Genomic DNA, 24,894 nt, shown 5'->3' on the forward strand with positions numbered 1-24,894 from the left:
TGGGCCCGCGGGCGGGCCTCCTACGTCAAGCTGGGAGATCGTGAATTGAAAGACCTTCTGAAGATTATCAAGCAGCAGGGCCAGGCCCTCGAATTCGATGCGATCAAGATCGGGCTGGCCTCGCCCGAGATGATCCGTTCCTGGTCCTTCGGTGAGGTGAAGAAGCCCGAGACCATCAACTACCGCACCTTCAAACCGGAGCGCGACGGGCTCTTCTGCGCCAAGATCTTCGGCCCCATCAGCGACTACGAGTGCGTCTGCGGCAAGTACAAGCGCCTGAAGCACCGCGGCGTGGTGTGCGAGAAGTGCGGCGTGGAGGTGACGCTCGCCAAGGTCCGGCGCGAGCGCATGGGTCACATCGATCTGGCGAGCCCGGTGGCCCACATCTGGTTCCTGAAGTCGCTGCCCTCGCGCATCGGGCTCCTGCTCGACATGACGCTGCGCGACATCGAGCGCGTGCTCTATTTCGAGTCCTTCGTGGTCATCGACCCGAACATGGTGCCGAACCTGGAGCGCAACCAGTTGCTGACGGATGAGCAATATCTGGAGGCCCTGGAGGAGAACGGGGACGAATTCGACGCCCGTATGGGCGCCGAGGCGATCTATGAACTCCTGCGCACCATCGACGTCCAGGCCGAGGTCCGGCGGATGCGCGAGGAGATCGAGACCACCAACTCCGAGACCAAGATCAAGAAGCTCGCCAAGCGCCTGAAGCTCATGGAGTCGCTGATCGACTCCGGCAACCGGCCCGAGTGGATGATCCTGACCGTGCTGCCGGTGCTGCCCCCGGAGCTGCGCCCCCTGGTGCCGCTCGACGGCGGGCGCTTCGCCACCTCGGATCTCAACGACCTCTACCGGCGCGTCATCAACCGCAACAACCGCCTGAAGCGGCTGTTGGACCTGGTGGCGCCGGACATCATCGTGCGCAACGAAAAGCGCATGTTGCAGGAGGCGGTCGACGCCCTGCTGGACAACGGCCGCCGCGGCCGTGCCATCACCGGCACCAACAAGCGCCCGCTCAAATCGCTGGCCGACATGATCAAGGGCAAGCAGGGGCGCTTCCGCCAGAACCTGCTCGGCAAGCGCGTCGACTACTCGGGCCGCTCGGTGATCGTGGTCGGCCCGACGCTGCGCCTGCACCAGTGCGGCCTGCCCAAGCGCATGGCCCTGGAACTCTTCAAGCCCTTCATCTTCAGCAAGCTGCAACTGCGCGGCCAGGCGGCCACCATCAAGGCGGCCAAGAAGATGGTGGAGCGGGGCACCCCGGAGGTCTGGGACATCCTGGAAGAGGTGATCCGCGAGCACCCGGTGATGTTGAACCGCGCCCCCACCCTGCACCGCCTGGGCATCCAGGCCTTCGAGCCGGTGCTGATCGAGGGCAAGGCGATCCAACTGCATCCGCTCGTCTGTACCGCCTTCAACGCCGACTTCGACGGCGACCAGATGGCGGTGCATGTGCCCCTGTCGCTGGAGGCGCAGATCGAAGCGCGCGCCCTCATGATGGCGAGCAACAACATCCTCTCGCCCGCCAACGGTGAGCCGATCATCGTGCCCTCGCAGGACGTGGTGCTGGGGCTCTATTACACGACGCGCGAACGGGTCAACGCCAAGGGCGAGGGCAGCGTCTTCTGCGATATCGACGAGGCGCGGCGCGCCTACGAGACCGGCCACGCGGACCTGCAGGCGCGGGTGCGGGTGCGTATCCGCGAGGTCATCAAGGAGGAGGACGACACCCTGCGCGAGGTCGTGAGCATCAAGTCGACGACACTCGGGCGCGCGCTGGTGTTCGCCATCGTCCCCGATGGCCTGCCCTTCGACCTGGTGGACCGGGCGCTCGGCAAGAAGGCGATCTCCAAGCTCATCAATACCTGCTATCGCCGCCTGGGGCTGAAGGCGACCGTGGTCTTCGCCGACCAGATCATGTACATGGGATTCCGCATGGCCACCCGCTCGGGTGTCTCCATCGGCCTGGACGACATGGCGGTCCCGGAGGAGAAGCCCGGCATCCTGGCCGAGGCCGAGAAGCAGGTCAAAGAGATCGAGGAGCAATATGCCTCGGGCCTGGTCACCAACGGCGAGCGCTACAACAAGGTCATCGACATCTGGTCCCACACCAACGACCAGGTGGCCAAGTCCATGATGTCGAAGCTGGGCAAGCAGATGGTCCCGGATCGTGAAGGTACCTTGGTGCAGCAGGACTCCTTCAACTCCATCTACATGATGGCTGACTCCGGCGCCCGCGGCTCGGCCGCCCAGATCCGTCAGCTCGCCGGGATGCGCGGGCTCATGGCCAAGCCCGACGGCTCCATCATCGAGACCCCGATCACGGCCAACTTCCGTGAAGGACTCAACGTCATCCAGTACTTCATCTCCACCCACGGCGCCCGCAAGGGCCTGGCGGATACGGCGCTCAAGACCGCCAACTCCGGTTATCTGACCCGCCGGCTGGTGGACGTGGCCCAGGACATGGTGGTGCTGGAGACCGACTGCGGGACCGAGAAGGGACTCCTGATGTCGCCCATCATCGAGGGCGGCGACGTGGTCGAGCCCCTGCGCGAGCGGGTGCTGGGGCGCGTGGTGTCCACGGATGTCTATGTCCCGGGGACCGACGAGCTGATCTGTGCCGCCGGGTCAATGCTGGATGAGTCGATGGTGGAGCGCTTCGCGGTGGCCGGTATCGACCAGTTGCGGGTGCGCTCACCCATCACCTGTCAGTCGCGCATCGGCGTCTGCGCCCAGTGCTACGGGCGCGATCTGGCGCGCGGACACCGGGTCAACATGGGTGAGGCGGTGGGGGTCATCGCCGCCCAGTCGATCGGCGAGCCCGGCACCCAGCTCACGATGCGGACCTTCCACATCGGCGGCGCCGCCTCCCGGACGGCCGCCGTCAGCAGCATCGAGATGAAGAACGGCGGTTCGATCCGGCTGCACAACATCAAGACGGTGCGCCACCACACCGGCAACCTGGTCGCGGTGTCGCGCTCCGGCGAACTGACGGTGGTCGACGACAAGGGCCTGGAAAAGGAGCGCTACAAGGTCCCCTACGGGGCGACCCTGCGGGTGGCCGACGGCGACATCGTGGTCGGCGGCCAGGTGGTCGCCAACTGGGACCCGCATACCCACCCGGTGGTCACCGAGGTGGCCGGCAAACTGGAGTTCGAGGACTTCATCGAGGGCGTGACCGTGCAGGCCCAGGTCGACGACGTGACCGGGCTGACCTCGCGTGTGGTCATCGACCCCAAGCAGCGCCCGGCCACCGGCAAGGACCTGCGCCCCATGATCAAGCTGTTGGGCGAGGACGGCAAGGCGCTCAACCTGGTCGGCACGGATCTGCCCGCCGTCTACTTCCTGACGGCGAACGCCATCGTCAGCGTCGAGGACCTGGCGCACGTCGGGGTCGGCGACATCCTGGCGCGCATCCCGCTGGAGTCCAGTAAGACGCGCGACATCACCGGCGGTCTGCCGCGGGTCGCGGATCTGTTCGAGGCGCGCAAGCCCAAGGAGCAGGCGCTGCTGGCGGAGGCCAGCGGTACCATCGGCTTCGGCAAGGACACCAAGGGCAAGCAGCGGCTGGTGATTACCAAGGACGACGGCGAGACGGTGGAGGAGTTGATCCCCAAGTGGCGCCACGTCAACGTCTTCGAGGGCGAGCGCGTGGAGCGCGGCGAGGTGATCGCGGACGGCGAACTCGCCTCCCACGACATCCTGCGGCTCAAAGGCGTCACCGCGCTGGCCGAATATCTGGTCAAGGAGATCCAGGACGTCTACCGGCTCCAGGGCGTGAAGATCAACGACAAGCACATCGAGGTGATCGTCCGCCAGATGCTGCGCAAGGTCGAGATCATCTCCCCCGGCGACACCCGTCTGCTGCGCGGCGAGCAGGTCGAATACAGCCACATGATGGACGAGAACGCGCGGGTCATCGCCGAGGGCAAGGAGCCGGCCCTCTATGAGCCCCTGCTGCTGGGCATCACCAAGGCCTCGCTCGCCACCGAGTCATTCATCTCGGCCGCCTCGTTCCAGGAGACGACCCGGGTCCTGACCGAGGCCGCGGTGCGCGGCTCCAACGACCGCCTGACCGGCCTCAAGGAAAACGTCATCGTCGGCCGCCTGATCCCCGCCGGCACCGGGCTCGCCTACCACAACGAGCGCAAGCGCCTGCGCCGCGAGCAGGACCGCGCCTCCGGCAAGATCGAGATGGACACCGAGGAGTTGGAAGAGGCGCTCAAGAAGGCGCTCAATACCTCCGAGGGCTAAGGAGAGGAGCGGGGGCGTCCCGCCCCCGCGCAATTCCGGCAGGATGTCGGCAGCGAGCCGCCAGGGACGGCCTTTGCATCATTCCGTGACACCGCGCAAGAGACTGTGCAAGAATCCCCGTGCGACTTCGGCGCTGCCGTCCGGCTGAAGCCTCGACCTCCGGTTCGGGCGTGATGACACAGGAGGTCGAGGCTTTAGCCGGTCGCGTGCCCACTTGCGGGCGCAGTCTCGGCGATTACTTTCACAATCTCGGCATTGCCGAAGTTCCTGCCTATAAAGCCCTCTGGCCTGCAACGCCAAAGTAATCACTTCCTCCAAGAAGCCTGGTACCCGGTTTTAGCTTCTCTTGCGTATCGACCCCAACGGGGTCGAACATACCAGCCCAGGGCAACGCCCTGGGTATGGGTTATCGCAGCGCTTAGCCCTGAAAGGGCGTGACATAACGGCGTGGCTCCTTATGTTACGCCCTTTCAGGGCTAGGCCGAATAAACAACGCTATCCCAGGGCGTTGCCCTGGGCTGGTATATCGCGCCCCTTCGGGGCTTGAACAGGCGCAAGAATAGGTCTGTAGGCTGGGTAGAGCGCAGCGAAACTCAGCAATCAATGTCTTATACGTACGCCTGCGCTACAGAGCACGACATTCGTACCGAGAAAGATCTTAGCGCTCATGGGTCTCCTCGCGCGTCATCCGTTCGCCGGCGCTAAAGCCTTGGGCGCGATCCAGCGCGGCGAAGAGCGCTGCCGCAGGATTGGGCTCACCCTCGCCAGGGTGCGCAAAGGTGCGCAGACAGTCGCCTACCAAGGCGCTCACGGTCGTGTTGCGCTCGGCGGCGGCGATGCGCGCCCGCTGGTAGGTCTCCTCATCGACAGAAAGCGTTATGTTCTTCAACGCTCCAGGTCCTCAAGCCGCGTCGGCCGTCACGGGATAGATGACATCCTCACGCAGGGCTTGGGTCGCAAACGCCAGTGCAGCACGGATATCCTCGGGTCCCAGTCGCGGTTTGGCCTCGATGATCTGCTCCTGAGATTCCCCCGCGGCAAGCCGCTCCAGGATGGACTCGACCGTGATCCGGGTACCGGCGATAGTCGGTTTACCCATCATCACGTTCGGATTTGACACGATAGCCATCAGAATGCACCTCCAAGGAAAGTCGGTCTGGAGCCGGACTGTCTGCCGGGCGGTGCCGCGAATTGTAGGCCAACGACTTCGGCGGTGGGAGACTGGTCCGCTACCGGCGCAACACTCCCGGCTAGATCCCCCCGCGCTGCCGGTCCAACCAGGCGGCCAGTTCAACCCGCTGCGCCGGGGTCAGCACCGTCAGCCTCAGCACCAAGTCGGCCAGCCAGTCGTCTTCGCAGTAGAAGTAGGTCACCGAGACCCCGAGGACCTGGGCGAGCTTACGGGCCGTCTCGAAGGGCGGCTCGTGTACGCCCGTTTCGTAGCGGCTGATCCGCGCGCTACTGCACCCCTCATCCAGCCCGATCAGAACGCCCAACTTGTCTTGGGCCAGTCCCGCGCGCTCGCGGGCCTGACGCAAGCGCGCACCAAAGCAACAAGGCGTCTGTAAGGATTTCTTGACCATCCGGGGATGGTCGCGACATCCCCTTGCACCGACTCTACGAAGAACGTAGACTCTCGTCCAAATTTGGGTGTTGGGGGAAAAAAGCGTCCGTGCCGGTAGGTTCGGCATTGCGAGGCCCCGCATGACCGAGAAGCCTGGTGCACAACCGGAACTAAATTGAGCCTAGCCCCTTTATCCCCCCTTTTTTGCCAACCTAAAACAATAACGTCCTAGGGAAGGCTATGAAATAGGCGTTCTAGTTTATGCTAGAACATATTAGGCACGTGAGAAATTTGAGAAGAGGATTATCGCATGACCGTCAAGACGGTGTGGGGCATCATCATCATCGTACTTTCAGTTGCCGCTGGACTGTACGGCTTGTATAACCTAGTGCCGGCAGTTCGTGGATATTTTATATTAGCAACCGATAAGGCCCCCCAATTCCTAATAGCGCCCTATGAGCAGGCCATCGCGGTATCCGCTTTTATCGTTATCGTTGCCGTCGCTGGCGCAATCGGTGGCACCATAATGTTGAAAAAGAAGGAAGTATAGAAAACAGGGTTTCCGGGTGCTTAAGGATTTGCCAGGGGATAAAGATGTCAGTTGAATGGCCTTGATAATAAGTCCGACCAAAACCAGCATGCCGGAAGGCCGGACGGCGCGTACGCCTTCGTTCCGTCGAGCCTTGCGCGACGTGCGGCTGAAGGCGTGGTCGCTCTTAGGGTCACGCTCAGCTGACGTTTCCTGGTTCTGAAAGAGATTCAGGTTCCCCTTAGGGGTATCGATAATGTCTGCGGACTATTTTACTCGCGTACTGGTTACCTTTCTTGCCTGCAGCGTAGGTGGGTGCGCTCACGTTGCCGAACAATACCAATTAGCCGAAATAAAGGTCCGCCAGGCCGAGGCACATCCTCCTCGTCTCACGACTTGGACTGAAGACGATATCTCTCCGAGCATGTATGGCCCACTAAACCCGGACTTCATTCTCTTGGACTGCAACGAGGTACTCGATGTCAGGGGCGACACTTGTCCGATATCCGCTGTGTTAATGCCGACGGTGAGGAAGGCCCTAGAAAACGTCGTGAGCGGATCCGCGGGTCCAACGATCGAGTCCCAGGGGATTGTCGACGATAAGCTGCTTGAGATGCAACTTCAGCAGCATTTTCCAGCCGCCCGGGGCTACACTGGCCCAGCTGTTCGGGTCATTCGCAGCAATAGTAATGAAATTGTGTTCTGGTTCTATCCGGGGCACGCTACCCTGGAGCAGGCGCAGTCCGCTGCAAACGATTGGTGCGGCAAGAAGGGGCGCCGCGCATCGTTTGTCGGCGGATCTCTGGGATGCACGCAGATCGCTGCCAATGAACGCGAGTACAAACTAGTCCACGCGAACAATCCATCAGCGATGAGTAACCAGGACAGCCCGCTCGTCAGTCGGTCTGGCAATACGATTTCTCTTCAAGTTTCTGTTTCCACGCTTGCCGATGCGGCCCGGGCTGGACAGGAGGTTCGCGATACCCGTGCAGTTGCCGCCTATTCCTGTGTGGAATAGGAAAAAGAAAAAGGAGGGAAAAGGGGTGGTGAATAGGCGCCAGTGCGGCTCGGCAAGACCAAAAGGGGCAAGGCTCAATTAAGCTGGCACATTAGGCTCGGTGAGTCGAGTCGCCGAACCGCAATCGATATCAACAGGAGAATCCAGTAATGATGTATCGCTATGCAACAGCACTCTTTGTGGGAGCAACCTTTCTCATTTCCGGTTGTGGGGATGGCGCGCCAACAAACGCAGATATCCGAAATGCGATTGAGAAGAAGATGGAAGATGCAACCAAAGTGGCTGGCAACGATCCCACGGTTATTGCGATGATGAAAGCGTTAATGCCGGACATGTCCAAGTACGAGATCAAGGAAACAAAATGCACTGAGTCAGGGAGGGACTCTTACGATTGCATTGTCACTGCGGTCTATATGAATCAGACCGAGTCCAAGCAAATGAAATTCGTGAGGCTCAGAGACGGCTGGAGCATCGTAGACTGATGGTTAAAAGAAGGCAAAAGGGGCTAGAATTAACTCTTATACGGCCCCTCATCCTATGGCTCCTTATCCTGGGCCTTTTTTTGGGCGGGGTCAAGTCTGGCGCCGCAGGATCGTAGCGAGCGTTATCGCGCGTTTCCATGAATCGGAGTCAACCATGAATCGCTTGCTAAGTCTCATCGCCGGATCATTACTTGTTTGCATAACTGGCGAGCTTCATGCCGCTACACCAAGCTTTGACTGTGCCAAGGCCACGCAAACGGTTGAGCGACTTATCTGTAGAGACGCCGACCTTGCGAAACTCGACCGAAGAATGGCCGACTTGTATGTCTCGTTGCGGAAGAGTGTCGCAAAGGATCGTCGTCAGACCCTCAAGTCCGAGCAAATCGCCTGGCTCGCAAGCCGCAACGACTGCGGCTCAAGCCGTGACACGCGCCGGTGCGTGGCAGATGCAATCACAGACCGGATAAGCGAACTCACTCCGACCATGAAAGAGAGCAGTTCAGGTCCCAAGTCAAGGGTGAGGCGGTCAGGACCAATTGCCGGGGCAGAAGCTCTTGCGGCTGCGAACCCACTCCCGCGCGGCAGGGGCGATTCGTCCTCTCCGGACTACGGTGCTGTTTATCGTGCATCTATCGGCAGCGACAGCGACGTGCTGATTTTCTTAAGTGCTCCCCTTGACGGCGAGGTCATCGGCACAATACTCTATGGGAAGGACGGCGGCGACTTAACGATTAAAGGCAGAGCGAGTGCTACAAGCAGCTTCCGATGGGAAATCGAAGGCGCCAGCCTAGCCGGAACCCTCGCCGGAACCCTGTCCGCGAACGGTAAGACCGGCGAAGGCACTTGGACCAAAGCTGGCGGCACCTTGCAATTGCCCTTGACTCTAAGCCGCGTCGCAGAAACCGTGATAGATCTGAACGATAGCAGGTTTGCGGCGAGCGTATCCTATCCTCGACTCGACGACCCGCATTATACGCAGGTTAATGGCCGAATCGCCGCGGAGGCTAGAGATACTCAAAAGTCTCAAGTCGCTATGCTCAAGGATTTGGTAGGCCATGCAGAGGAAAAATACTCTCAGTCCCAGACGCAATGCGAGCTGGTTGGGTTAACCTCCGAGATCGCAAGCATTCTCTGCGAGAATTCCACAAGCACCGGCGGTCCTGCCTATGCCGATGTCTCGACGTATAATTACGGGGTTGCCAAGGATGGTTCTGTGCGCGACCTGAAACTCTGGGACTTGCTGCAGAGATCCCCGGAAAGCGCAAAAGTCCTCTCGGGTTTGATCTTGAAGCACTTGCAGCGTCAGGGCGCAAGCTATTCGACGGACCGGGAATTGGGCGAGCAATTGTCCGTCTATGTCGAAAAAACACAGGGGTCAAAAAATCGCAAACAGCCCACCTTCACGGAGCTTCTGGAGAAAGGCCGGATAGACGCCTTCGTAGTAACCTCAGCCGGGCTTGCGTTCTATTTCGAACAATACTATGTTCTACCAGGGTGTTATGACTGTCCGGTCATACTGCCGTACGACCAGCTCGCCCCGCTTATACGGAGAGATAGCCCCTTGTGGGGGAGCCGGGGGCAGGTCTCACATTGAACATCGGGAAAAGTGGTCAGTACCTGAGGTATCATGGGCAAGTTTCCAGGGTAAAGGGGTCAAAGGGTAAAGGAGTCAATACCCTTTACGGTGAAACCCAATGAGGGCGCCTGTGCGGTTCGACAATGCCGGGCGCTTCGGGGACAGTTTATTCGACCCGTTCGGTTATAAAACAAGCCTGATCTTCGGCTGAAAAGCGAGCGCGCCCCAGGATCGTCGTGCTAATTCGCTGGGGCATCAGATGCGCGCGCCGCTATAAGCAAAGAGCTATTGGGAGCGGAAAGATCGATCAGCGCCATTCTCCATGAGAGGCAAGAAAGAACAAGCATGGCGAATAAGCTTCTCATCGCACTGATAGGCTTGGTCGGCATCTTAGTCATGCTTGCCGGACTCGACCGACATATCTTCAGTAAGAGAATCTCCGCTGTTGATCCCAAGGCGCTTTATTACAATGTGAAGTCTGTGATCGCGCAAGCCCAGATGCAGTCAGTGGAGACCGCCCTGTCCGGCAACGCCGATGCGGCCGAGTTTGGGTCTTACCGGGTTGTTCTGGCAACTGATCGTCTCGTGATTCTCTATACGGCCAGCCTCACATCAAGTGCTTACCTGGCATTTAATCGCATCGGCAACAGTAACGCTTGGGCAGTGGGCTGGCTACGGGGCGCGCGATTCTCGCAGATCGGCACTTTCAGGTTTTGACGTGGTACGGCCGCGACTGGTCGATGCCGGACATCGGCGTCAGTCATAATTGCGGACACCCGGCGCCGCGCGCGACGGGGGATTCGCCCCGTCCTGAATGCTTATTCCGTTGCCGGCCGCTGGCGCGAGTCGATGGGTCCGGAAAAAACGTTGCCGACTTGGTGAATGCCCCATCCGGCATTTGGCCTTGATCATCGTTTCGGCCGCTGCCCCGAGGTCTCACGCCGGAAGTCGAGGCTTTAGCCGGACCCGGGGCGCGCTGACGCGCCGTCGACCGGCTATAAACCCTCGACCTCCTGTCCCCTGCGGCCGGAACGACGATCAAGGCCCGGCATTTGAGCGTGCCCGCCCCGCCAGGTGCGAGCGCTCAATGCAGAACCTCATCGACGTCAGTGGCGGTGAAGGTGCGATCCAACCAGTCCAGCAGCGTATCGGCGTCGGCGGCCAGGATGCGGCGGCGCTGCTGATCCGACACGGTGCCGAATTTGCCCTCCAAGAGTCGCAGGAGCATAGTGGCTTCACCAATCTGCTTGCCCCGCTGCTCGCCGATCTGCTCAAACCGCGTCTGGAATGAAACCATGGCTTTCGTCTCCTCGGGATAGTCACGTTGATAGTGTTCGCGCTCAGCATCGCTCAAGGCGGCATAGATATCGACGAACTGAACGTATTTCAGTCGCTTTTCGGGGTCCGGTTCGAGGGCCAGGAGACCGCGTAATGCCCATGCATACACGGCGACCCGGTCCTCGCCCCGATAGCGCATGTTGGGCAGGTTTAGCCGTGCAACCAGGTTGTCGCTGTCTCGGTAGTTCTGCCAGTCGAGGTCGAACAGTCCACAGGACAGGTAGCGAAACGCGAGATAGTGCTGGCGGTCGCCGCCGAGCAGCAACTCGGCCGGTCTTTCTCCTTTGCGCAGGAAGATCGCGACCGGCACGACGCGCTCGGTGCCGAACAGTTCGGCCAGATCGAGACAATAATGGGCGAGGCGATGGATCGAGAACCGGCGTGATTCGGTTTCTTCCTCGAGCACGAACAGCAGGGCCTCGCGGCGACCGTCCGGCCACTCGACCAACAGCGGTACGTCCAGTTCACGAAAGCGCTCGCCCAGCCGCTCCTTCAGTTGCTCCTCGCGGATCGGAATGATCCGGGCCCGTGCGTCAACGCCCGCGGCCTCGTCCGCGGCGAAGAACTGCAACGACTCCCGCGGATAATCAACGATCAGGTTCTTGAAGTTCTGGTCGTGGTCCATGGTGGTCCCCAAGCGTTTGCGGCCGAGTTGTCCTCCGGCTTTGTCAGGGGAGGATTCTGCGGACAAGTGGGCGTGGCTGCAAGGGGCTTCGCCCGGTCCTTCGGCAAGGAGGAGGACGACACCCTGCGCGAGGTCGTGAGCATCAACTCCATCTACATGATGGCCGACTCCGGCGCCCGCGGCTCGGCCGCCCAGATCCGTCAGCTCGCGGGGATGCGCGGGCTCATGGCCAAGCCCGACGGCTCCATCATCGAGACCCCGATCACGGCCAACTTCCGTGAAGGGCTCAACGTCATCCAGTACTTCATCAAGACGGTGCGCCACCACACCGGCAACCTGGTCGCGGTGTCGCGCTCCGGCGAACTGACGGTGGTCGACGACAAGGGCCTGGAAAAGGAGCGCTACAAGGTCCCCTACGGGGCGACCCTGCGGGTGGCCGACGGCGACATCGTGGTCGGCGGCCAGGTGGTCGCCAACTGGGACCCGCATACCCACCCGGTGGTCACCGAGGTGGCCGGCAAACTGGAGTTCGAGGACTTCATCGAGGGCGTGACCGTGCAGGCCCAGGTCGACGACGTGACCGGGCTGACCTCGCGTGTGGTCATCGACCCCAAGCAGCGCCCGGCCACCGGCAAGGACCTGCGCCCCATGATCAAGCTGTTGGGCGAGGACGGCAAGGCGCTCAACCTGGTCGGCACGGATCTGCCCGCCGTCTACTTCCTGACGGCGAACGCCATCGTCAGCGTCGAGGACCTGGCGCACGTCGGGGTCGGCGACATCCTGGCGCGCATCCCGCTGGAGTCCAGTAAGACGCGCGACATCACCGGCGGTCTGCCGCGGGTCGCGGATCTGTTCGAGGCGCGCAAGCCCAAGGAGCAGGCGCTGCTGGCGGAGGCCAGCGGTACCATCGGCTTCGGCAAGGACACCAAGGGCAAGCAGCGGCTGGTGATTACCAAGGACGACGGCGAGACGGTGGAGGAGTTGATCCCCAAGTGGCGCCACGTCAACGTCTTCGAGGGCGAGCGCGTGGAGCGCGGCGAGGTGATCGCGGACGGCGAACTCGCCTCCCACGACATCCTGCGGCTCAAAGGCGTCACCGCGCTGGCCGAATATCTGGTCAAGGAGATCCAGGACGTCTACCGGCTCCAGGGCGTGAAGATCAACGACAAGCACATCGAGGTGATCGTCCGCCAGATGCTGCGCAAGGTCGAGATCATCTCCCCCGGCGACACCCGTCTGCTGCGCGGCGAGCAGGTCGAATACAGCCACATGATGGACGAGAACGCACGGGTCATCGCCGAGGGCAAGGAGCCGGCCCTCTATGAGCCCCTGCTGCTGGGCATCACCAAGGCCTCGCTCGCCACCGAGTCATTCATCTCGGCCGCCTCGTTCCAGGAGACGACCCGGGTCCTGACCGAGGCCGCGGTACGCGGCTCCAACGACCGCCTGACCGGCCTCAAGGAAAACGTCATCGTCGGCCGCCTGATCCCTGCCGGCACCGGCCTCGCCTACCACAACGAGCGCAAGCGCCTGCGCCGCGAGCAGGACCGTGCCTCCGGCAAGATCGAGATGGACACCGAGGAGCTGGAAGAGGCGCTCAAGAAGGCGCTCAATACCTCCGAGGGCTAGAGAGGAGCGGGGGCGTTCCGCCCCCGCGCAATTCCGGCCGGATCGCCGACAGCGAGCCGCCAGGGACGGCCTTACTTCTCGTAACACCGCTCCAGCGGTGTTACGCCTGTGCTGGGCGCTGTGCGCCCCGCGGCCCCGCGGCCCCGCGGCCGTATCTGCGCTTTCTCGCCCGCAGAGTCGGTCCGCCCCCGGCGGTCGCATTGCCGAAGCCCCTGCCTTGACACTCCACGACCAACTCGCATAGACTCGTACGCTATCCAATCAATCACTTGGATATCCCGCCATGACCCGCAAAGAAGCAGCAGAAAATATCCGGAGCATGCGCGAATACCGGCGCAAGGTCACTTCTTCCAAAGAAGCGGCTATCGCTGCGCTGAAAAGGGCAGGAATTTTTACCAGCACCGGCAAAGTTGCTGATCCCTACAAAGCCCTCTGGCCTGCAACGCCAAAGTAATCACTTCCTCCAAGAAGCCTGGTACCCGGTTTTAGCTTCTCTTGCGTATCGACCCCAACGGGGTCGAACATACCAGCCCAGGGCAACGCCCTGGGTATGGGTTATCGCAGCGCTTAGCCCTGAAAGGGCGTGACATAACGGCGTGGCTCCTTCTGTTACGCCCTTTCAGGGCTAGGCCGAATAAACAACGCTATCCCAGGGCTCGCAGGGCTTGGGCCGCAAACGCCAGTGCAGCACGGATATCATCCTCGGGTCCCAGTCGCGGGTTCGCCTTGATGATCTGCTCCTGAGATTCCCCCGCGGCAAGCCGTTCCAGAATGGACTCGACCGTGATCCGCGTACCGGCGATGGTCGGTTTACCCGTCATCACGTTCGGATTTGACACGATAGCCATCAGAATGCACCTCCAAGGAAAGTCGGTCTGGAGCCGGGCTGTCTGCCGGGCGGTGCCGCGAATTGTAGGCCAACAACTTCGGCGGTGGGAGACTGGTCTGCTACCGGCGCAACACTCCCGGCTAGATCACCCCGCGCTGCTGGTCCAACCAGGCGGCCAGTTCAACCCGCTGCGCCGGGGTCAGCACCGCCAGCCTCAGTACCAGGTCGGCCAGTCAGTCGTCTTTGCAGTGGCGATAAGGGCTCCGATAAGGGGTCAGGCTCAATTAGACTACGGGGCAAGGTTCAATTCCTGACGTGTCCGCATTATTGCTTCGGCCCCTTTTTCTCTTTAACGAAACGAATGAGCCATGCAAGCAGAGCGAGTCGCGACTTAATCCTTGTTGATGGACAAGCCCGGCGGGTTGGCACGGAGGCAAGGAAATGGAGTCAATACCCTTGTCCAGAGACGCAAGATTGAAGACCCGTTCCAGATGAAGAGAATAGCAAATTGGCTTCTCGTCGGACTGATTAGCATAGTCGGCATCTTAATCATGCTCGGCGGACTCGACCGATATATCTTCAGTAAGAGAATCTCCGCTGTTGATCCCAAGGCGTTTTATTACAATGTGAAGTCTGTGATCGCGCAAGCCCAGATGCAGTCAGTGGGGACGGCCCTGTCCGGCAACGCTGATGCGGCCGAATTTGGGTCTTACCGGGTTGTTCTGGCAACTGATCATCTCGTGATTCTCTATACCGCCAGCCTCACATCAAGCGCTTACCTGGCATTTAATCGCATCGGCAACAGCAACGCTTGGGCGGTGGGCTGGCTACGGGGCGCGCGATTCTCTCAGATCGGCACTTTCAGGTTTTAATACCTATGAAATACGAAGCAAGAGTGACGCTAACAAGAGTGGAGTACCACGGGGACAACTTAGGGAGCAATATCCGCATCAGGGTCACTGTATCAGGAAGATCGTCGTCGTTGCGAATCCGTATCTCCACGAGTCGCAGGAGCATGGCGGCTTCACCAATCTGCTTTCCGCGCTGCTCGCCGATCTGCTCAAACTGCGTCTGGCATGAAGCCATGGCCTTCGTCGCCTCGGGACAGTCACGTTGATATTGTTCGCCTTCAGCATCGCTCAAGGCGACATAGATATCGACGAACTGAATGCGACAATAGTGGGCGAGCCGATGGATCGAGAACCGGCGTGACTCGGTCTCCTCTTCGAGCACGACGGTGACCCCCTGCCGGCTTGATCTCCCGTCCACTCAGTCAACAACGAAGATGCCGGTGCCTGACCAATGACCCAATCCGGTAACGTCGAGCTTGTTGAAGGGCAGCGAGCCCCAGATGTGAACCATAGTGCTCAGGCGGATGTCATCGACAACAAACAGCTTGCCAGCGAAGATGTCACGTTCCTTGGCAATTAGGTCAAACAGTTTCGCTTCAAATACGCCGTCCTTTGGCCCGTCGATGAAAAACATGTCGCAAGCCGACAACCTCTCCCGATTAGCCTCGAACTGCTCAGGGGCGCTCAGGTCCGCGAGCACTTGGCGTAATCGGCCGCCGATGAAATCCTCAGTCCGGAGGAAGGTCGCCTCGAGTCTGTCCCATTCGACGATGTCGTAGGTCAACACGGTGGCGTCAGTATTGTCCAGTAGGCATCTTGCGGACGCGCCCATGAAGGTGCCAATCTCGCAAATCCGGCGGTGGCCGAACGCCCGCGCAATGGCCGGGAGTAGTCGATAGTGCTCGCCGATGTAGAAGTTGTTATATTTGTCCCAAGGCGTGCCGGTGGTTGCAGAGAAACGATAATCGTCACGCAGGTATTCTGCGATGATATCCTTGAGTTTCTCCACCAACGTCCGCTCGTTGAACGCCGACGATCCGTATTCTCTGAAGTATGTGAGCTCCATTGATGTTTCAGTATGGGTATGTAGGGCAAGCCGTTGCTTGCTGATGATTGGAATCATTCGGCGAGTAAATGCTTCGCGGAGGGACCTGCGTAGCTTTCCCCGTAGTTCATAAACGTTGTGCTTGAGTTCAGTGAGCATCTCGTTTTTCCTTCGGTAATTCATCAGCCCCCAGACTTGGGCATACTTTGTTCTTATCCGGGCCGGTCCGTGCTGGCCGCGCCCTTGGAATCGCCCTTCACCGGGTCGGTCATGGCCTTCAGCACCGGCACCTTCCAAAGGACTCAGCAAGTTGCGGCAAGAGCCTGGATGCCGCGGCGCCCATCCGGTCGGCGGCAAGCGCCAGCGTCGGATACTAGCCTGGTTTCATGGTGGCGTCACCAAGCGCAAGGGCGATGAGACTTGACCCATCTCGGCGGGACCAGGGCCGTTTCGGCAAAATGTCGGCCGCGTCCGGCGGCCGGGTTGCCGTCTCCTGAACGGCCTGTCGGGGTCCGTGGACCGGTGGAGGTGTCGGCCGAACTAAGCCACTCGGGGCGCTCCGGCTTGGGCAGAGAGGCTGCGCTCGAGCGCTGCGGTCAGGGTCTCGGGCGGCGCCATGGTGCGCGCGGCGCACCCTACGGCAGCGGCGCGGTCAAGGGTCCGGGCACTAGCATCACGCGCTACTAGCCGCCGCGATGCCGCAGGGTCTCGATCAGGATCTCGCGATTGCGAAAGCGCACGTCCTTGCCCTCGGCGACATAGATCACCTGCTCGGCGATGGCGCCGGCGTGACGGCCGATGTACTCCAGGGCGTGGGCGATGATGAAGAGCGGGCCCAGTTTGGCCGGCGGCAGGGGCGGGTCCAGCGGTGCCAGGAGGGCCTGGTGCATGGTCCGGGTAGCGTTGATCAGCGCCGGCTCGTCCTCGAAGATGCCGACGGCCAGGTCGCAATCGAACTGGGACACCGCGGCGATACTGCGCTCGAAGGCGCAGCACACCAGTTCATCCTGGGCGCGCAGGGCGTGCGCGATCCCGGCCGGCAGGGCGCTGTCGCTGTCGTCGGCGCGGAACTCCAGGGCACTGCGCGCGATGCGGGCGGCCTTGTCGGCACCGCGCTCGGCCTCGCCGGCGATGCGTGCCAGGGCCAGCACGATGCGCAGATCGACCGCGGTCGGCTGGCGGCGGGCGATGACCCGGAACACCTCCTCGTCGGCGTCCAGGGCCAGAAAGTCGATCTGGGGCTCCCGGTCCAGCACCCGGTAGGCCGGGCTCAGGTCGGCGTCTAACAGGGCGGAGACGGCCGCCTGGGTCTGCTCGACCACGCGCTCGCCCATGTCGAGGATGAGACCGCGCAGGCAGGACAGCTCGCGATCATAGGCACGCACCGTATGGGCGTTGGCCAGGTGGTTGCGCACGCTCGGGGTCGCTGGCTGGTCCATCAGCCGAAACGCCCGGTGATATAGTCTTCGGTCAACTGGTGCCGGGGATTGGTGAAGACCTGGTTGGTCTCGCCGACCTCCACCAGATCGCCCAGGTGGAAATAGGCCGTCCGTTGCGAGACCCGGGCGGCCTGCTGCATGGAGTGGGTGACGATGGCGATGGCATAGTGCTCACGCAGTTCGTCGATCAGTTCCTCGATGATCGCGGTGGCGATGGGGTCGAGCGCGGAGCAGGGCTCGTCCATCAGGATCACCTCCGGTGACACGGCGATGGTGCGGGCGATGCACAGGCGCTGCTGCTGGCCGCCGGAGAGCCCGGTACCGGGTTGGTCCAGCCGCTCCTTGACCTCGTTCCACAGGCCCGCCTTCTTCAGGCTGGTCTCGACCAACTCATCGAGTTCCGCCTTGCTGTTGGTGAGTCCATGGATGCGCGGCCCGTAGGCGACGTTCTCATAGATGGACTTGGGGAAGGGATTGGGCTTCTGGAACACCATCCCGACCTGGGCGCGCAGCGGCACCGGGTCCACGCGTTTGTCGTAGATCTCCTGACCGTCGAGCCGGATGGAGCCCCCCACCCGACAGCCGTCGATGGTGTCGTTCATCCGGTTCAGGCAGCGCAGGAAGGTCGACTTGCCGCAGCCGGAGGGCCCGATCATCGCCACCACCTGGTTCTTGCCGATGTCGAGGCTCACGTCCCTGATCGCCTGTTTGGCGCCGTACCAGACATTGACCCCCCGACACACCATGCGCGGGTCGGGGGCGGTGATATCGCCGATGGTGCCGCTCACCTGGCCGCCGCGCGCCAGGTCCGCGGCGCTGATGGCGCCGGTGTCGCGTACGATCTCGCTCGCTAACGCACTCATAATGAACCTCGTGGGTCCCGGTCCGCGCAGTGAGTGAGCGCGAGCCGGGGGTTACCTAAGAAGAGCAGTCATCCACAGATGAACACAGATGAACACAGATGAACAGAGACAATTCATTGTCTTGCGCTTGGCCGGGGACTCACCTTGCCGATGACTGCGACAATTGCGATAAACGCATGATGACTCCAAGAAAATCTGTGTTCATCTGTGTTCATCTGTGGATTATGGAATTACCACCGCCGCTCGAAGCGCCGCCGCAGGAGCACCGCGGCCAGGTTCATCAGGACCAGGAACCCGAGCAGGACCAGGATGGCGGCGGAGGTGCGTTCCACGAAGCCGCGCTCCGGGCTGTCCGCCCACAGATAGATCTGGACCGGCAAGACCGTCGCCGCGTCCGTGAAGCCCTGGGGCACGTCCACGATGAAGGCGATCATGCCGATCATCAGCAGCGGGGCGGACTCGCCCAGGGCGCGTGCCATGCCGATGATGGCCCCGGTCATGATACCGGGCATGGCCAGCGGCAGCACATGGTGGAACTGGGTCTGCAAGGGCGAGGCCCCGACGCCCAGGGCCGCCTCCCGGATCGAGGGCGGAACCGACTGGAGCGCCGCCCGGCTGGCGATGATGATCACCGGCAGTGTCATCAGCCCCAGCACCAGGGCCGCCACCAGGGGCGTGGAGCGCGGGACGCCGAAGAAGTTGATGAAGACGGCGAGCCCCAGGAGCCCGAAGACGATGGACGGCACCGCGGCGAGGTTGTTGATGTTGACCTCGATCAGGTCCGTCCAGCGGTTCTTGGGGGCGAACTCCTGCAGATAGAGTGCCGCACCGACTCCGAGCGGGAACGAGAAGAGCAGCGTCAGGACCAGGGTGTAGAAGGTCCCCGCCAGGGCCCCGGCGATACCGGCCAATTCCGGCTCCCGGGAGGTGCCGTTGGTAAAGAAGCCGGTGTTGAAACGCTTCTCGATGCGCCCATCCGCCGCCAGCCGGTCGATCAGGGCAATGGAACTGTCCTTGATATGGCGATCCGCCTCGGGCATGGCGCGGTCCAGGTGGCCCTTCATCAGCATGTCCACATCGGCACCGGCGATCAGCCACAGGTCGCGGGTGGTCCCGATCACGCTCGGGTGCGCGCTGACCATGGACGCAAGTTGCCGCGGCGCCCCCGCGCTGATCAGGGCATAGGCCTCACGCAGTTGGCGACGCTCGGTCAGTTCCGGAAACAACTGACGGACCGATGCCTTGACCAGTGCCTGGTAGTCCGCGCCCGCCAGGGTCTGCGGGTCGGGGGTGCCCGTCGGTTCCAGGATCGCGGGATCGAAATACACCGGGACCTGGATGTAGGTCTGCTGGAAGGCGCTATAGCCCTTGCTTGCAATGTCCGCGAACAGGACGGCCACGAACAGCAGGCCGAGCGTGACCGCCGCGGCGCCCATGAAGCGGAAGCGCGCCTCGCGCGCATAGCGCCGCTTGAGGCTTGCATTGACGATGTCGATGGTGCGCCGCGGGGCGCCGGGTGCTGAAGGCGGGGCTTCTATCTGCATGAGTCAAATCCAATTCATTAGCGAACGCTTTTTGCGTCGTTGTCGTTGTCGTTGTCGAGGTTATCGTAGTACCCCGGATTCCCTGGCATCCCAAATTGCATCGCTTCTCCGATTACGACAACGACAACGACAACGATTGTGGATTATTCGCAGAGCGCAACCGGGCTACTCATACTGCTCGCGATACTTGCGCACGATGTGCAGGGCAATGACATTGAGTGCCAGGGTGACCAGGAAGAGCGTGAGGCCAAGCGCGAAGGCGGCCAGGGTCTTGGCGCTGTCGAACTCCTGATCGCCGGTCAGCAGGGTCACGATCTGCACCGTGACGGTGGTGACGCTGGCGAGTGGGTTGGCGGTCAGATTGGCCGCGAGCCCGGCGGCCATCACCACGATCATGGTCTCACCGATGGCGCGCGAGACGGCGAGCAGGATACCGCCGACGATCCCCGGCAGGGCCGCCGGGATGACCACCCGGCGGATCGTCTCGGACTTGGTGGCGCCCAGGGCATAGGAACCGTCGCGCATCGCCTGGGGCACGGCGTTGATCACGTCGTCGGAGAGTGAGGAGACGAAGGGGATGATCATGATGCCCATCACCAGGCCCGCGGCCAGCGCGCTCTCGGAGGCGACCGCGAGCCCCAGTGACTCGCCCACCGCACGAATCATGGGGGCCAGGGTCAGGGCGGCGAAGAAGCCGTAGACCACGGTCGGGATGCCGGCCAGGATCTCCAGCAGCGGCTTCGCGGTGGAGCGCACCCCGCGCGGGGCGTATTCGGACAGATAGATCGCGGCCATCAGCCCGATGGGCACCGCGACCGCCATCGCGATGAAGGATACCAGGAGGGTCCCGGTGAACAGCGGCACGGCCCCGAAGGCGCCGGCCGCGGCCACCTGGTCGGTGCGCATGGCCGTCTGGGGGCTCCACAGGGTGCCGAGGAAGAACTCCGCTGGGTTGACCTTGGTAAAGAACTGGTACGACTCGAAGGCGACCGAGAGGATGATCCCGAGCGTGGTCAGGATGGCGATCGAGGAGCACAGGATCATCACCGCCAGCACGATCGACTCGACCCGATTGCGCGCGCGCAGGCCCGGCCTGGTCTGGCCCAAGGCCAGGGCCAGGCCGCCGAGCGCGACCGCCAGGACCAGGAGCCACTGGGCCCAGCGGGCCAGTCCCTGGAGACGGCCGTACTGATCCGCCGCCGCCTGGATCGCCGGGGTGACCTCGCCGGAGACGATGCTGCCGGCGGCCAGGTTTTTCACATCATTGAGCATCAGCCCCAGTTCGCCCGGGCTAAGCCCCGCCGCGACGGCCGGCGGCAGGTCGGCGCTCACCAACTGGGTAATGACCTGATCCTGGACGCCGGTCCACAGCGCCAGCAGGAGCAGGGCCGGAATGCCGGCCCAGAGGGCGGCGTAAAATCCATAGTACGCGGGCAGGGAGTGCAGGGTGTTGATGCGGCCCGCGCCGCCGGCGCTCGTGATCGCGCGCTTGCGCCCGGCCTGATAGGCCAGCGCCATCACGGCGAGCAGGACGAGTAATAGGGTCCAGGTGTGCATGGGGTCGGCTCTTCGCCAAGGATTCGGAGATGGGTCCGCGCAGAACGCGAGAGGTGCGCCGATCCGCACCGCGGACCCGACGTAGGGTCCGCGGTGCGGACCGGCCGCCCCACCCACCGTTAGTTATTCGCGTCGTGCCCGGACCGTGTCGCCTTGGCGAAGGGCTCGATCGTTGCTCAATGCGCCGGCTTCGCCATCGGTGTCAGGGCCTTGGCACTCGCCGCCATCGCCTTGCGGTCCGCATCCGGGAGCGCGATCAGGCCCTTGTCCGCCAGGTAACCATCGGGACCCCAGGCCTTGTCGCTGGTAAACTCGGCCACGTACTGCTTGATCCCGGGGATGGCGTCCACATGCCCGTTCTTCACATAGAAATACAGCGAGCGCGAGATGGGATAGGCGGCGCTGGAGATGCTGTCGTAGGTCGGCGCCACACCGCCGACCTTGCTGCCCCGGACCTTATCCTCGTTCTGCTCCAGGAAGCTGTAACCGAAGACACCGACGGCCTTGGGGTTGGCGACCAGCTTCTGGACGATCAGGTTGTCGTTCTCGCCGGCCTCGATATAGGCCCCGTCTTCACGGATGGCCTGGCACACCGCTTGGTGCTTCTTCTCGTCGGACTTCTTGAGGGCCTTGAGCGCCGGGAAGCTGTTACAGCCGCCGTCCATCGCCAGTTCGGCGAAGGCGTCACGGGTACCGGAGGTCGGCGGCGGGCCCAGCACCTCGATCTTGGTGTCCGGCAGGGCCGGGTTCACGTCCTTCCAGGTCTTGTTGGGGTTGGGGACCAGGTCACCCTTGTCGTTCGGGACGTCCTTGGCCAGGGCGAGGAAGATGTCCTTGAGGCTCAGGTCCAACCCTTGACCGGCCTTGGACTCCGCGAGCACGATGCCGTCGAAGCCGATCCGCACCTCGGTGATCTCCTTGACCCCGTTGCCCACGCATACCTCGAACTCGGACGCCTTCATCGCGCGCGAGGCGTTGGCGATGTCCGGGGTATCGACCCCAGAGCCGGCGCAGAACAGCTTGATGCCGCCGCCGGTCCCGGTGGACTCGACCTTGGGCGTCTTGAAGCCGCCGCGCCCGAAGTTCTCCGCCACCGCGGTGGAGAAGGGAAACACCGTCGAGGAGCCGACGATGTTGATGCTGTCCCGGGCCAGGGCCTGGGCGGACAGGGACGCGGCCGTCAGGGCCAGGACCGCGGCGAGTGCTTGCTTGGACATAGGGTGTCGCTCGTTGGGGGGTAAGAGACCAAAGGCGCCCATGTTAGGCGCCCCGTCTTACCCCCGGGTGAAGATCGTGTGACGTTATGGCGAACATCCTAGGTCGCGAAGATGACGGCCGTGTGACAGGAAGCGGAAAATTCACCGGTACCGGGGTCGGCAGGGGCGGCGGCGCGGTCTCATGAAGATGTTGAGCCCCGCCGCGGCTTGGCCTTGGCAGCGGCTCGACCTGGGCGGGATTGGGCCCAACATCCTCGCCAAGCGACGCGCGACACACCTGGGGCCCCGGTCAGCCGCCTTGCTCAACCCCCGAAACGAGACCCCTGGATGCGGCGGCGCCGGTGACCGGACTGCGCAGCAACTTCGCCCAACTCGAAGCACAGGACGTGCAACTCCTCTTTAGTCGGGCTGATGCTCCAGCGCAAGCGGCGGCATCTGAGCGAGGCCGCCGCCCGCGACTTCGAGACCTGCGCCGGTCTGACCCCCGGCCGCCACCCAGGCGTCCAGCACCGGAGGTCGAGGCTTTAGCCGGATCAGGGCCGTGCAGACGCGATGTCGACCGGCTAACGGTCATGGCACCCGCGCCACCCCGGAACATGAAAGTCCTCTCGACCGCTCGCTCGATGGCCAGCGTGCGGGGCAGCGTAGTCAGGGCTTCCAGCCCTGACTGTTCCAGCCCCGACACCGTCAGGCCAGGATGGCCTGACTACGCACTTTCACGGTAAAGCCTCGACCTCCGGTCTCCTTGCGGCCGCAATGACGATCAAGGTGCGGTTTAAGCCAGAAGGGCCTTGCATACCAGTCCAGGGCAATGCCCTGGGATCGCGCAATCGCGTCTATCAGCCGTCAACACGGTGAACTGCGGCGGCGTGATGAGGGTATTGCTCTGCAATTCAAGAAGCGAGCGCCTGACTCGCGCCAGACGCGGCCCACTCACTCGGTCTTGCCCTTGGCGCCCTTCCCCGCCGCGCCCTTCGCCTTGGTCCGCCCGAGTGAGCGGATCAGGCTCATGGTGGCGGTGAAGAAGTCGTCGCCGGGGCGGGCCTGGCAACGGGCGTGGATGCTGGTGAGCGCGGCGTCCAGTTCGGCACCGGCCAGGACATCGGCGGCCGTGGCCAGGTTCAGACCGGTGACGAACCCGGCCAACCACTCGCGATAGCGCAGATACTCGGCCCCGCTGACCGCCGCGGGCGCCGCATCGCCCGGGGCGGCGGCCAGGAACTCGCGGCAGGGCTTGACGCCGTAGCCCCAGAGGGCCGGACCGGCGCCGGCCGCGACACTGCACAGGCCCAGACCGAGCGCCAGGGCGGCGAGGCAGGGCGCACGTGGGGGGGTGCCGCGGGGAGTTTGCAAAGGGGCCATGTCATGCTTCCTGTGAGACGGGGGTGGGGCGAGACGTTACCATGGGGGGATTTTACCGGCGATTCGGGGCGTCCCTCCATGCGCGCGTCGATCGAGCGCCGGACCGCAAGTCCCGCGGGTCAAGGCGCAGGGCTGTTATCGGACTGGTAGCGCCTTCATCTTCGTTCTTGCGCTTGCTCGATCGCCGCACCGGCGTCGGCAACTGCGCTTCGCGGCACTCGCCTTGACCCCTGGGTTCGGTCTACTTTGGCCCTGGCCCGATCCGTCCGCAACCTGGCGCCATTGATATCCGTGTCGACTGTCGAACAGATTGATCTGAGTTCTCATCCGGGCCGCGTCTTCGTGCTCGGCGACCTCCACGGCATGGCCCACGCGCTGGAGCGGCTCCTGGACCTGGCCGGCTTCGACCGGGCCTGTGACCTGGTCTGGTCCCTGGGCGACCTGATCGACCGCGGACCCTACTCACAGCGCTGTCTTGAGCTGCTGGACGAGCCCTGGTTTCGGGCCATCCGCGGCAACCATGAGCAACTCCTGCTCGATGCCGCCGACGACCGTGACGCCTGGCTCCAATGGACGGTCAACGGGGGGGATTGGTCCTTAGGCTATGCCTGGGACGACCCGGCGCTGCGCGCCCGGCTCGCGGCCCTGCCGTGGGCCTGCGAGTTGACGACCCAGGTGGGGCGGATCGGCCTGGTCCACGCGGACGTGGATCGCACCTGCGATTGGCCGCAACTGCTGGCGGCGCTGGCGGCGGATCGGGGACTGACCCGTCAAACGGCCCTGTGGTCGCGCAGCAGCGCCAATCAGGCGATGCGCGGGCTGCCCGGCCGGCAGGTGCCCGGGGTCGATCTGGTCCTGGTCGGCCACACCATTATGACCCGGTCTTTCCAGTGGGGAAATCTGTGGTTCATGGACTCGGGCGCGGTGGTCACCGATGACCCGAGCGCTGCCTTGTCCATGCTGGAGGTCCATCCGACCCTCAAGCTGTGGTCGCTGCCCACCGCCCACGACCCCATAACCTCCCAGTGGTGGTCCGGGCAAATGGACCGGGTCGCCGCCGCCCAGGCGCGGCGATCGTCAGGGAGCGGCGCGCGCGCCCCCGGATCGGTTCCCGGTGACCAGGAAGGCGATCAGGCCCGCCCGCCGTAGGGTCCGCTGTGCGGACCAAC

The 24,894-nt window shown here is 62.9% G+C and carries 22 protein-coding genes and 1 pseudogene; 10 read left to right on the top strand and 13 right to left on the bottom strand.

The genetic code is table 11. The features are described 5' to 3' along the window. Positions 1–45 precede the first annotated feature (45 nt). Positions 46–4,257, top strand: a complete 4,212-nt coding sequence (rpoC, locus tag THSYN_RS05725) for a DNA-directed RNA polymerase subunit beta' (protein ID WP_100918283.1) — start codon at positions 46–48, stop codon at positions 4,255–4,257. A gap of 658 nt (positions 4,258–4,915) precedes the next feature. On the opposite strand, the gene THSYN_RS05730 is transcribed toward rpoC, so the two are convergent. The 3 genes from THSYN_RS05730 to THSYN_RS05740 all read right to left on the bottom strand — a co-directional run bounded on the left by THSYN_RS05730 (position 4,916) and on the right by THSYN_RS05740 (position 5,840). Continuing rightward, positions 4,916–5,146, bottom strand: coding sequence for a hypothetical protein (locus THSYN_RS05730; protein ID WP_100918284.1), 231 nt, complete (start codon positions 5,144–5,146; stop codon positions 4,916–4,918). 12 nt (positions 5,147–5,158) lie between these two features. Then, entirely contained in the window at positions 5,159–5,386 is a 228-nt protein-coding gene (locus tag THSYN_RS05735) for a DUF433 domain-containing protein (protein WP_172965237.1), read from the bottom strand. Between the two features lie 121 nt (positions 5,387–5,507). Further along, positions 5,508–5,840, bottom strand: a complete 333-nt coding sequence (locus THSYN_RS05740) for a helix-turn-helix domain-containing protein (protein WP_100918285.1) — start codon at positions 5,838–5,840, stop codon at positions 5,508–5,510. 291 nt (positions 5,841–6,131) lie between these two features. Between THSYN_RS05740 and THSYN_RS05745 the strand changes: the two genes are divergently transcribed. The 5 genes from THSYN_RS05745 to THSYN_RS05760 all read left to right on the top strand — a co-directional run bounded on the left by THSYN_RS05745 (position 6,132) and on the right by THSYN_RS05760 (position 10,143). Continuing rightward, positions 6,132–6,371, top strand: coding sequence for a hypothetical protein (locus THSYN_RS05745; protein WP_100918286.1), 240 nt, complete (start codon positions 6,132–6,134; stop codon positions 6,369–6,371). A gap of 592 nt (positions 6,372–6,963) precedes the next feature. Further along, on the top strand, positions 6,964–7,368 hold the full coding sequence (locus tag THSYN_RS33475; protein ID WP_157817478.1) for a hypothetical protein: 405 nt from the start codon (positions 6,964–6,966) through the stop codon (positions 7,366–7,368). Between the two features lie 149 nt (positions 7,369–7,517). After that, on the top strand, positions 7,518–7,850 hold the full coding sequence (locus THSYN_RS05750) for a hypothetical protein (RefSeq protein ID WP_157817479.1): 333 nt from the start codon (positions 7,518–7,520) through the stop codon (positions 7,848–7,850). A gap of 154 nt (positions 7,851–8,004) precedes the next feature. Next, on the top strand, positions 8,005–9,444 hold the full coding sequence (locus THSYN_RS05755; RefSeq protein ID WP_157817480.1) for a lysozyme inhibitor LprI family protein: 1,440 nt from the start codon (positions 8,005–8,007) through the stop codon (positions 9,442–9,444). A gap of 327 nt (positions 9,445–9,771) precedes the next feature. Next, positions 9,772–10,143, top strand: a complete 372-nt coding sequence (locus THSYN_RS05760; protein ID WP_100918289.1) for a hypothetical protein — start codon at positions 9,772–9,774, stop codon at positions 10,141–10,143. 367 nt (positions 10,144–10,510) lie between these two features. Here the strand turns inward: THSYN_RS05760 and THSYN_RS05765 are convergent, their stop codons facing one another. After that, positions 10,511–11,389, bottom strand: a complete 879-nt coding sequence (locus tag THSYN_RS05765; protein ID WP_100918290.1) for an RpnC/YadD family protein — start codon at positions 11,387–11,389, stop codon at positions 10,511–10,513. A gap of 126 nt (positions 11,390–11,515) precedes the next feature. Here THSYN_RS05765 and THSYN_RS05770 point away from each other — a divergent pair. Beyond that, positions 11,516–13,018: pseudogene (locus tag THSYN_RS05770) on the top strand (DNA-directed RNA polymerase subunit beta'); the annotation flags it as partial. A gap of 283 nt (positions 13,019–13,301) precedes the next feature. Further along, positions 13,302–13,472, top strand: coding sequence for a hypothetical protein (locus THSYN_RS33480; RefSeq protein WP_157817481.1), 171 nt, complete (start codon positions 13,302–13,304; stop codon positions 13,470–13,472). Positions 13,473–13,662: 190 nt separating this feature from the next. Here the strand turns inward: THSYN_RS33480 and THSYN_RS05775 are convergent, their stop codons facing one another. Then, a complete protein-coding gene (locus THSYN_RS05775; RefSeq protein WP_172965238.1) occupies positions 13,663–13,866 on the bottom strand; it encodes a DUF433 domain-containing protein in 204 nt (67 codons plus the stop codon). A gap of 385 nt (positions 13,867–14,251) precedes the next feature. Here THSYN_RS05775 and THSYN_RS05780 point away from each other — a divergent pair, with 385 nt between their 5' ends. Next, positions 14,252–14,719, top strand: coding sequence for a hypothetical protein (locus THSYN_RS05780; RefSeq protein WP_100918292.1), 468 nt, complete (start codon positions 14,252–14,254; stop codon positions 14,717–14,719). Here the strand turns inward: THSYN_RS05780 and THSYN_RS05785 are convergent. The 8 genes from THSYN_RS05785 to THSYN_RS05820 all read right to left on the bottom strand — a co-directional run bounded on the left by THSYN_RS05785 (position 14,709) and on the right by THSYN_RS05820 (position 23,725). Then, complete coding sequence (locus THSYN_RS05785) at positions 14,709–15,080, bottom strand: hypothetical protein (protein ID WP_172965201.1); 372 nt, start codon at positions 15,078–15,080, stop codon at positions 14,709–14,711. The genes THSYN_RS05780 and THSYN_RS05785 overlap by 11 nt on opposite strands. A gap of 36 nt (positions 15,081–15,116) precedes the next feature. Beyond that, positions 15,117–15,902: an O-methyltransferase gene (locus THSYN_RS05790; protein WP_157817482.1), complete on the bottom strand. Its 786-nt coding sequence runs from the start codon at positions 15,900–15,902 to the stop codon at positions 15,117–15,119. 524 nt (positions 15,903–16,426) lie between these two features. Continuing rightward, positions 16,427–17,182 carry a phosphate signaling complex PhoU family protein gene (locus tag THSYN_RS05795; RefSeq protein ID WP_100918295.1) on the bottom strand — a complete coding sequence of 252 codons (756 nt, stop codon included), beginning with the start codon at positions 17,180–17,182 and terminating at the stop codon, positions 16,427–16,429. After that, positions 17,182–18,045: a phosphate ABC transporter ATP-binding protein PstB gene (gene pstB / locus THSYN_RS05800; RefSeq protein WP_100918296.1), complete on the bottom strand. Its 864-nt coding sequence runs from the start codon at positions 18,043–18,045 to the stop codon at positions 17,182–17,184. The genes THSYN_RS05795 and pstB overlap by 1 nt, the downstream gene beginning before the upstream one ends. Before the next feature lie 230 nt (positions 18,046–18,275). Next, positions 18,276–19,589, bottom strand: coding sequence for a phosphate ABC transporter permease PstA (pstA, locus tag THSYN_RS05805; protein ID WP_100918297.1), 1,314 nt, complete (start codon positions 19,587–19,589; stop codon positions 18,276–18,278). A 165-nt stretch (positions 19,590–19,754) separates the two neighbouring features. Further along, complete coding sequence (gene pstC, locus THSYN_RS05810) at positions 19,755–21,146, bottom strand: phosphate ABC transporter permease subunit PstC (RefSeq protein ID WP_100918298.1); 1,392 nt, start codon at positions 21,144–21,146, stop codon at positions 19,755–19,757. Between the two features lie 176 nt (positions 21,147–21,322). Then, complete coding sequence (locus THSYN_RS05815; RefSeq protein ID WP_100918299.1) at positions 21,323–22,363, bottom strand: substrate-binding domain-containing protein; 1,041 nt, start codon at positions 22,361–22,363, stop codon at positions 21,323–21,325. 933 nt (positions 22,364–23,296) lie between these two features. Further along, positions 23,297–23,725 (bottom strand): hypothetical protein, encoded by a 429-nt coding sequence (locus THSYN_RS05820; protein WP_100918300.1) that lies wholly within the window; start codon positions 23,723–23,725, stop codon positions 23,297–23,299. Positions 23,726–24,016: 291 nt separating this feature from the next. Between THSYN_RS05820 and THSYN_RS05825 the strand changes: the two genes are divergently transcribed. Next, complete coding sequence (locus THSYN_RS05825; RefSeq protein ID WP_157817483.1) at positions 24,017–24,874, top strand: metallophosphoesterase; 858 nt, start codon at positions 24,017–24,019, stop codon at positions 24,872–24,874. The last annotated feature ends 20 nt before the right edge of the window (positions 24,875–24,894 follow it).

It is taken from the genome of Candidatus Thiodictyon syntrophicum (genome assembly GCF_002813775.1).
GTDB lineage: Bacteria > Pseudomonadota > Gammaproteobacteria > Chromatiales > Chromatiaceae > Thiodictyon > Thiodictyon syntrophicum.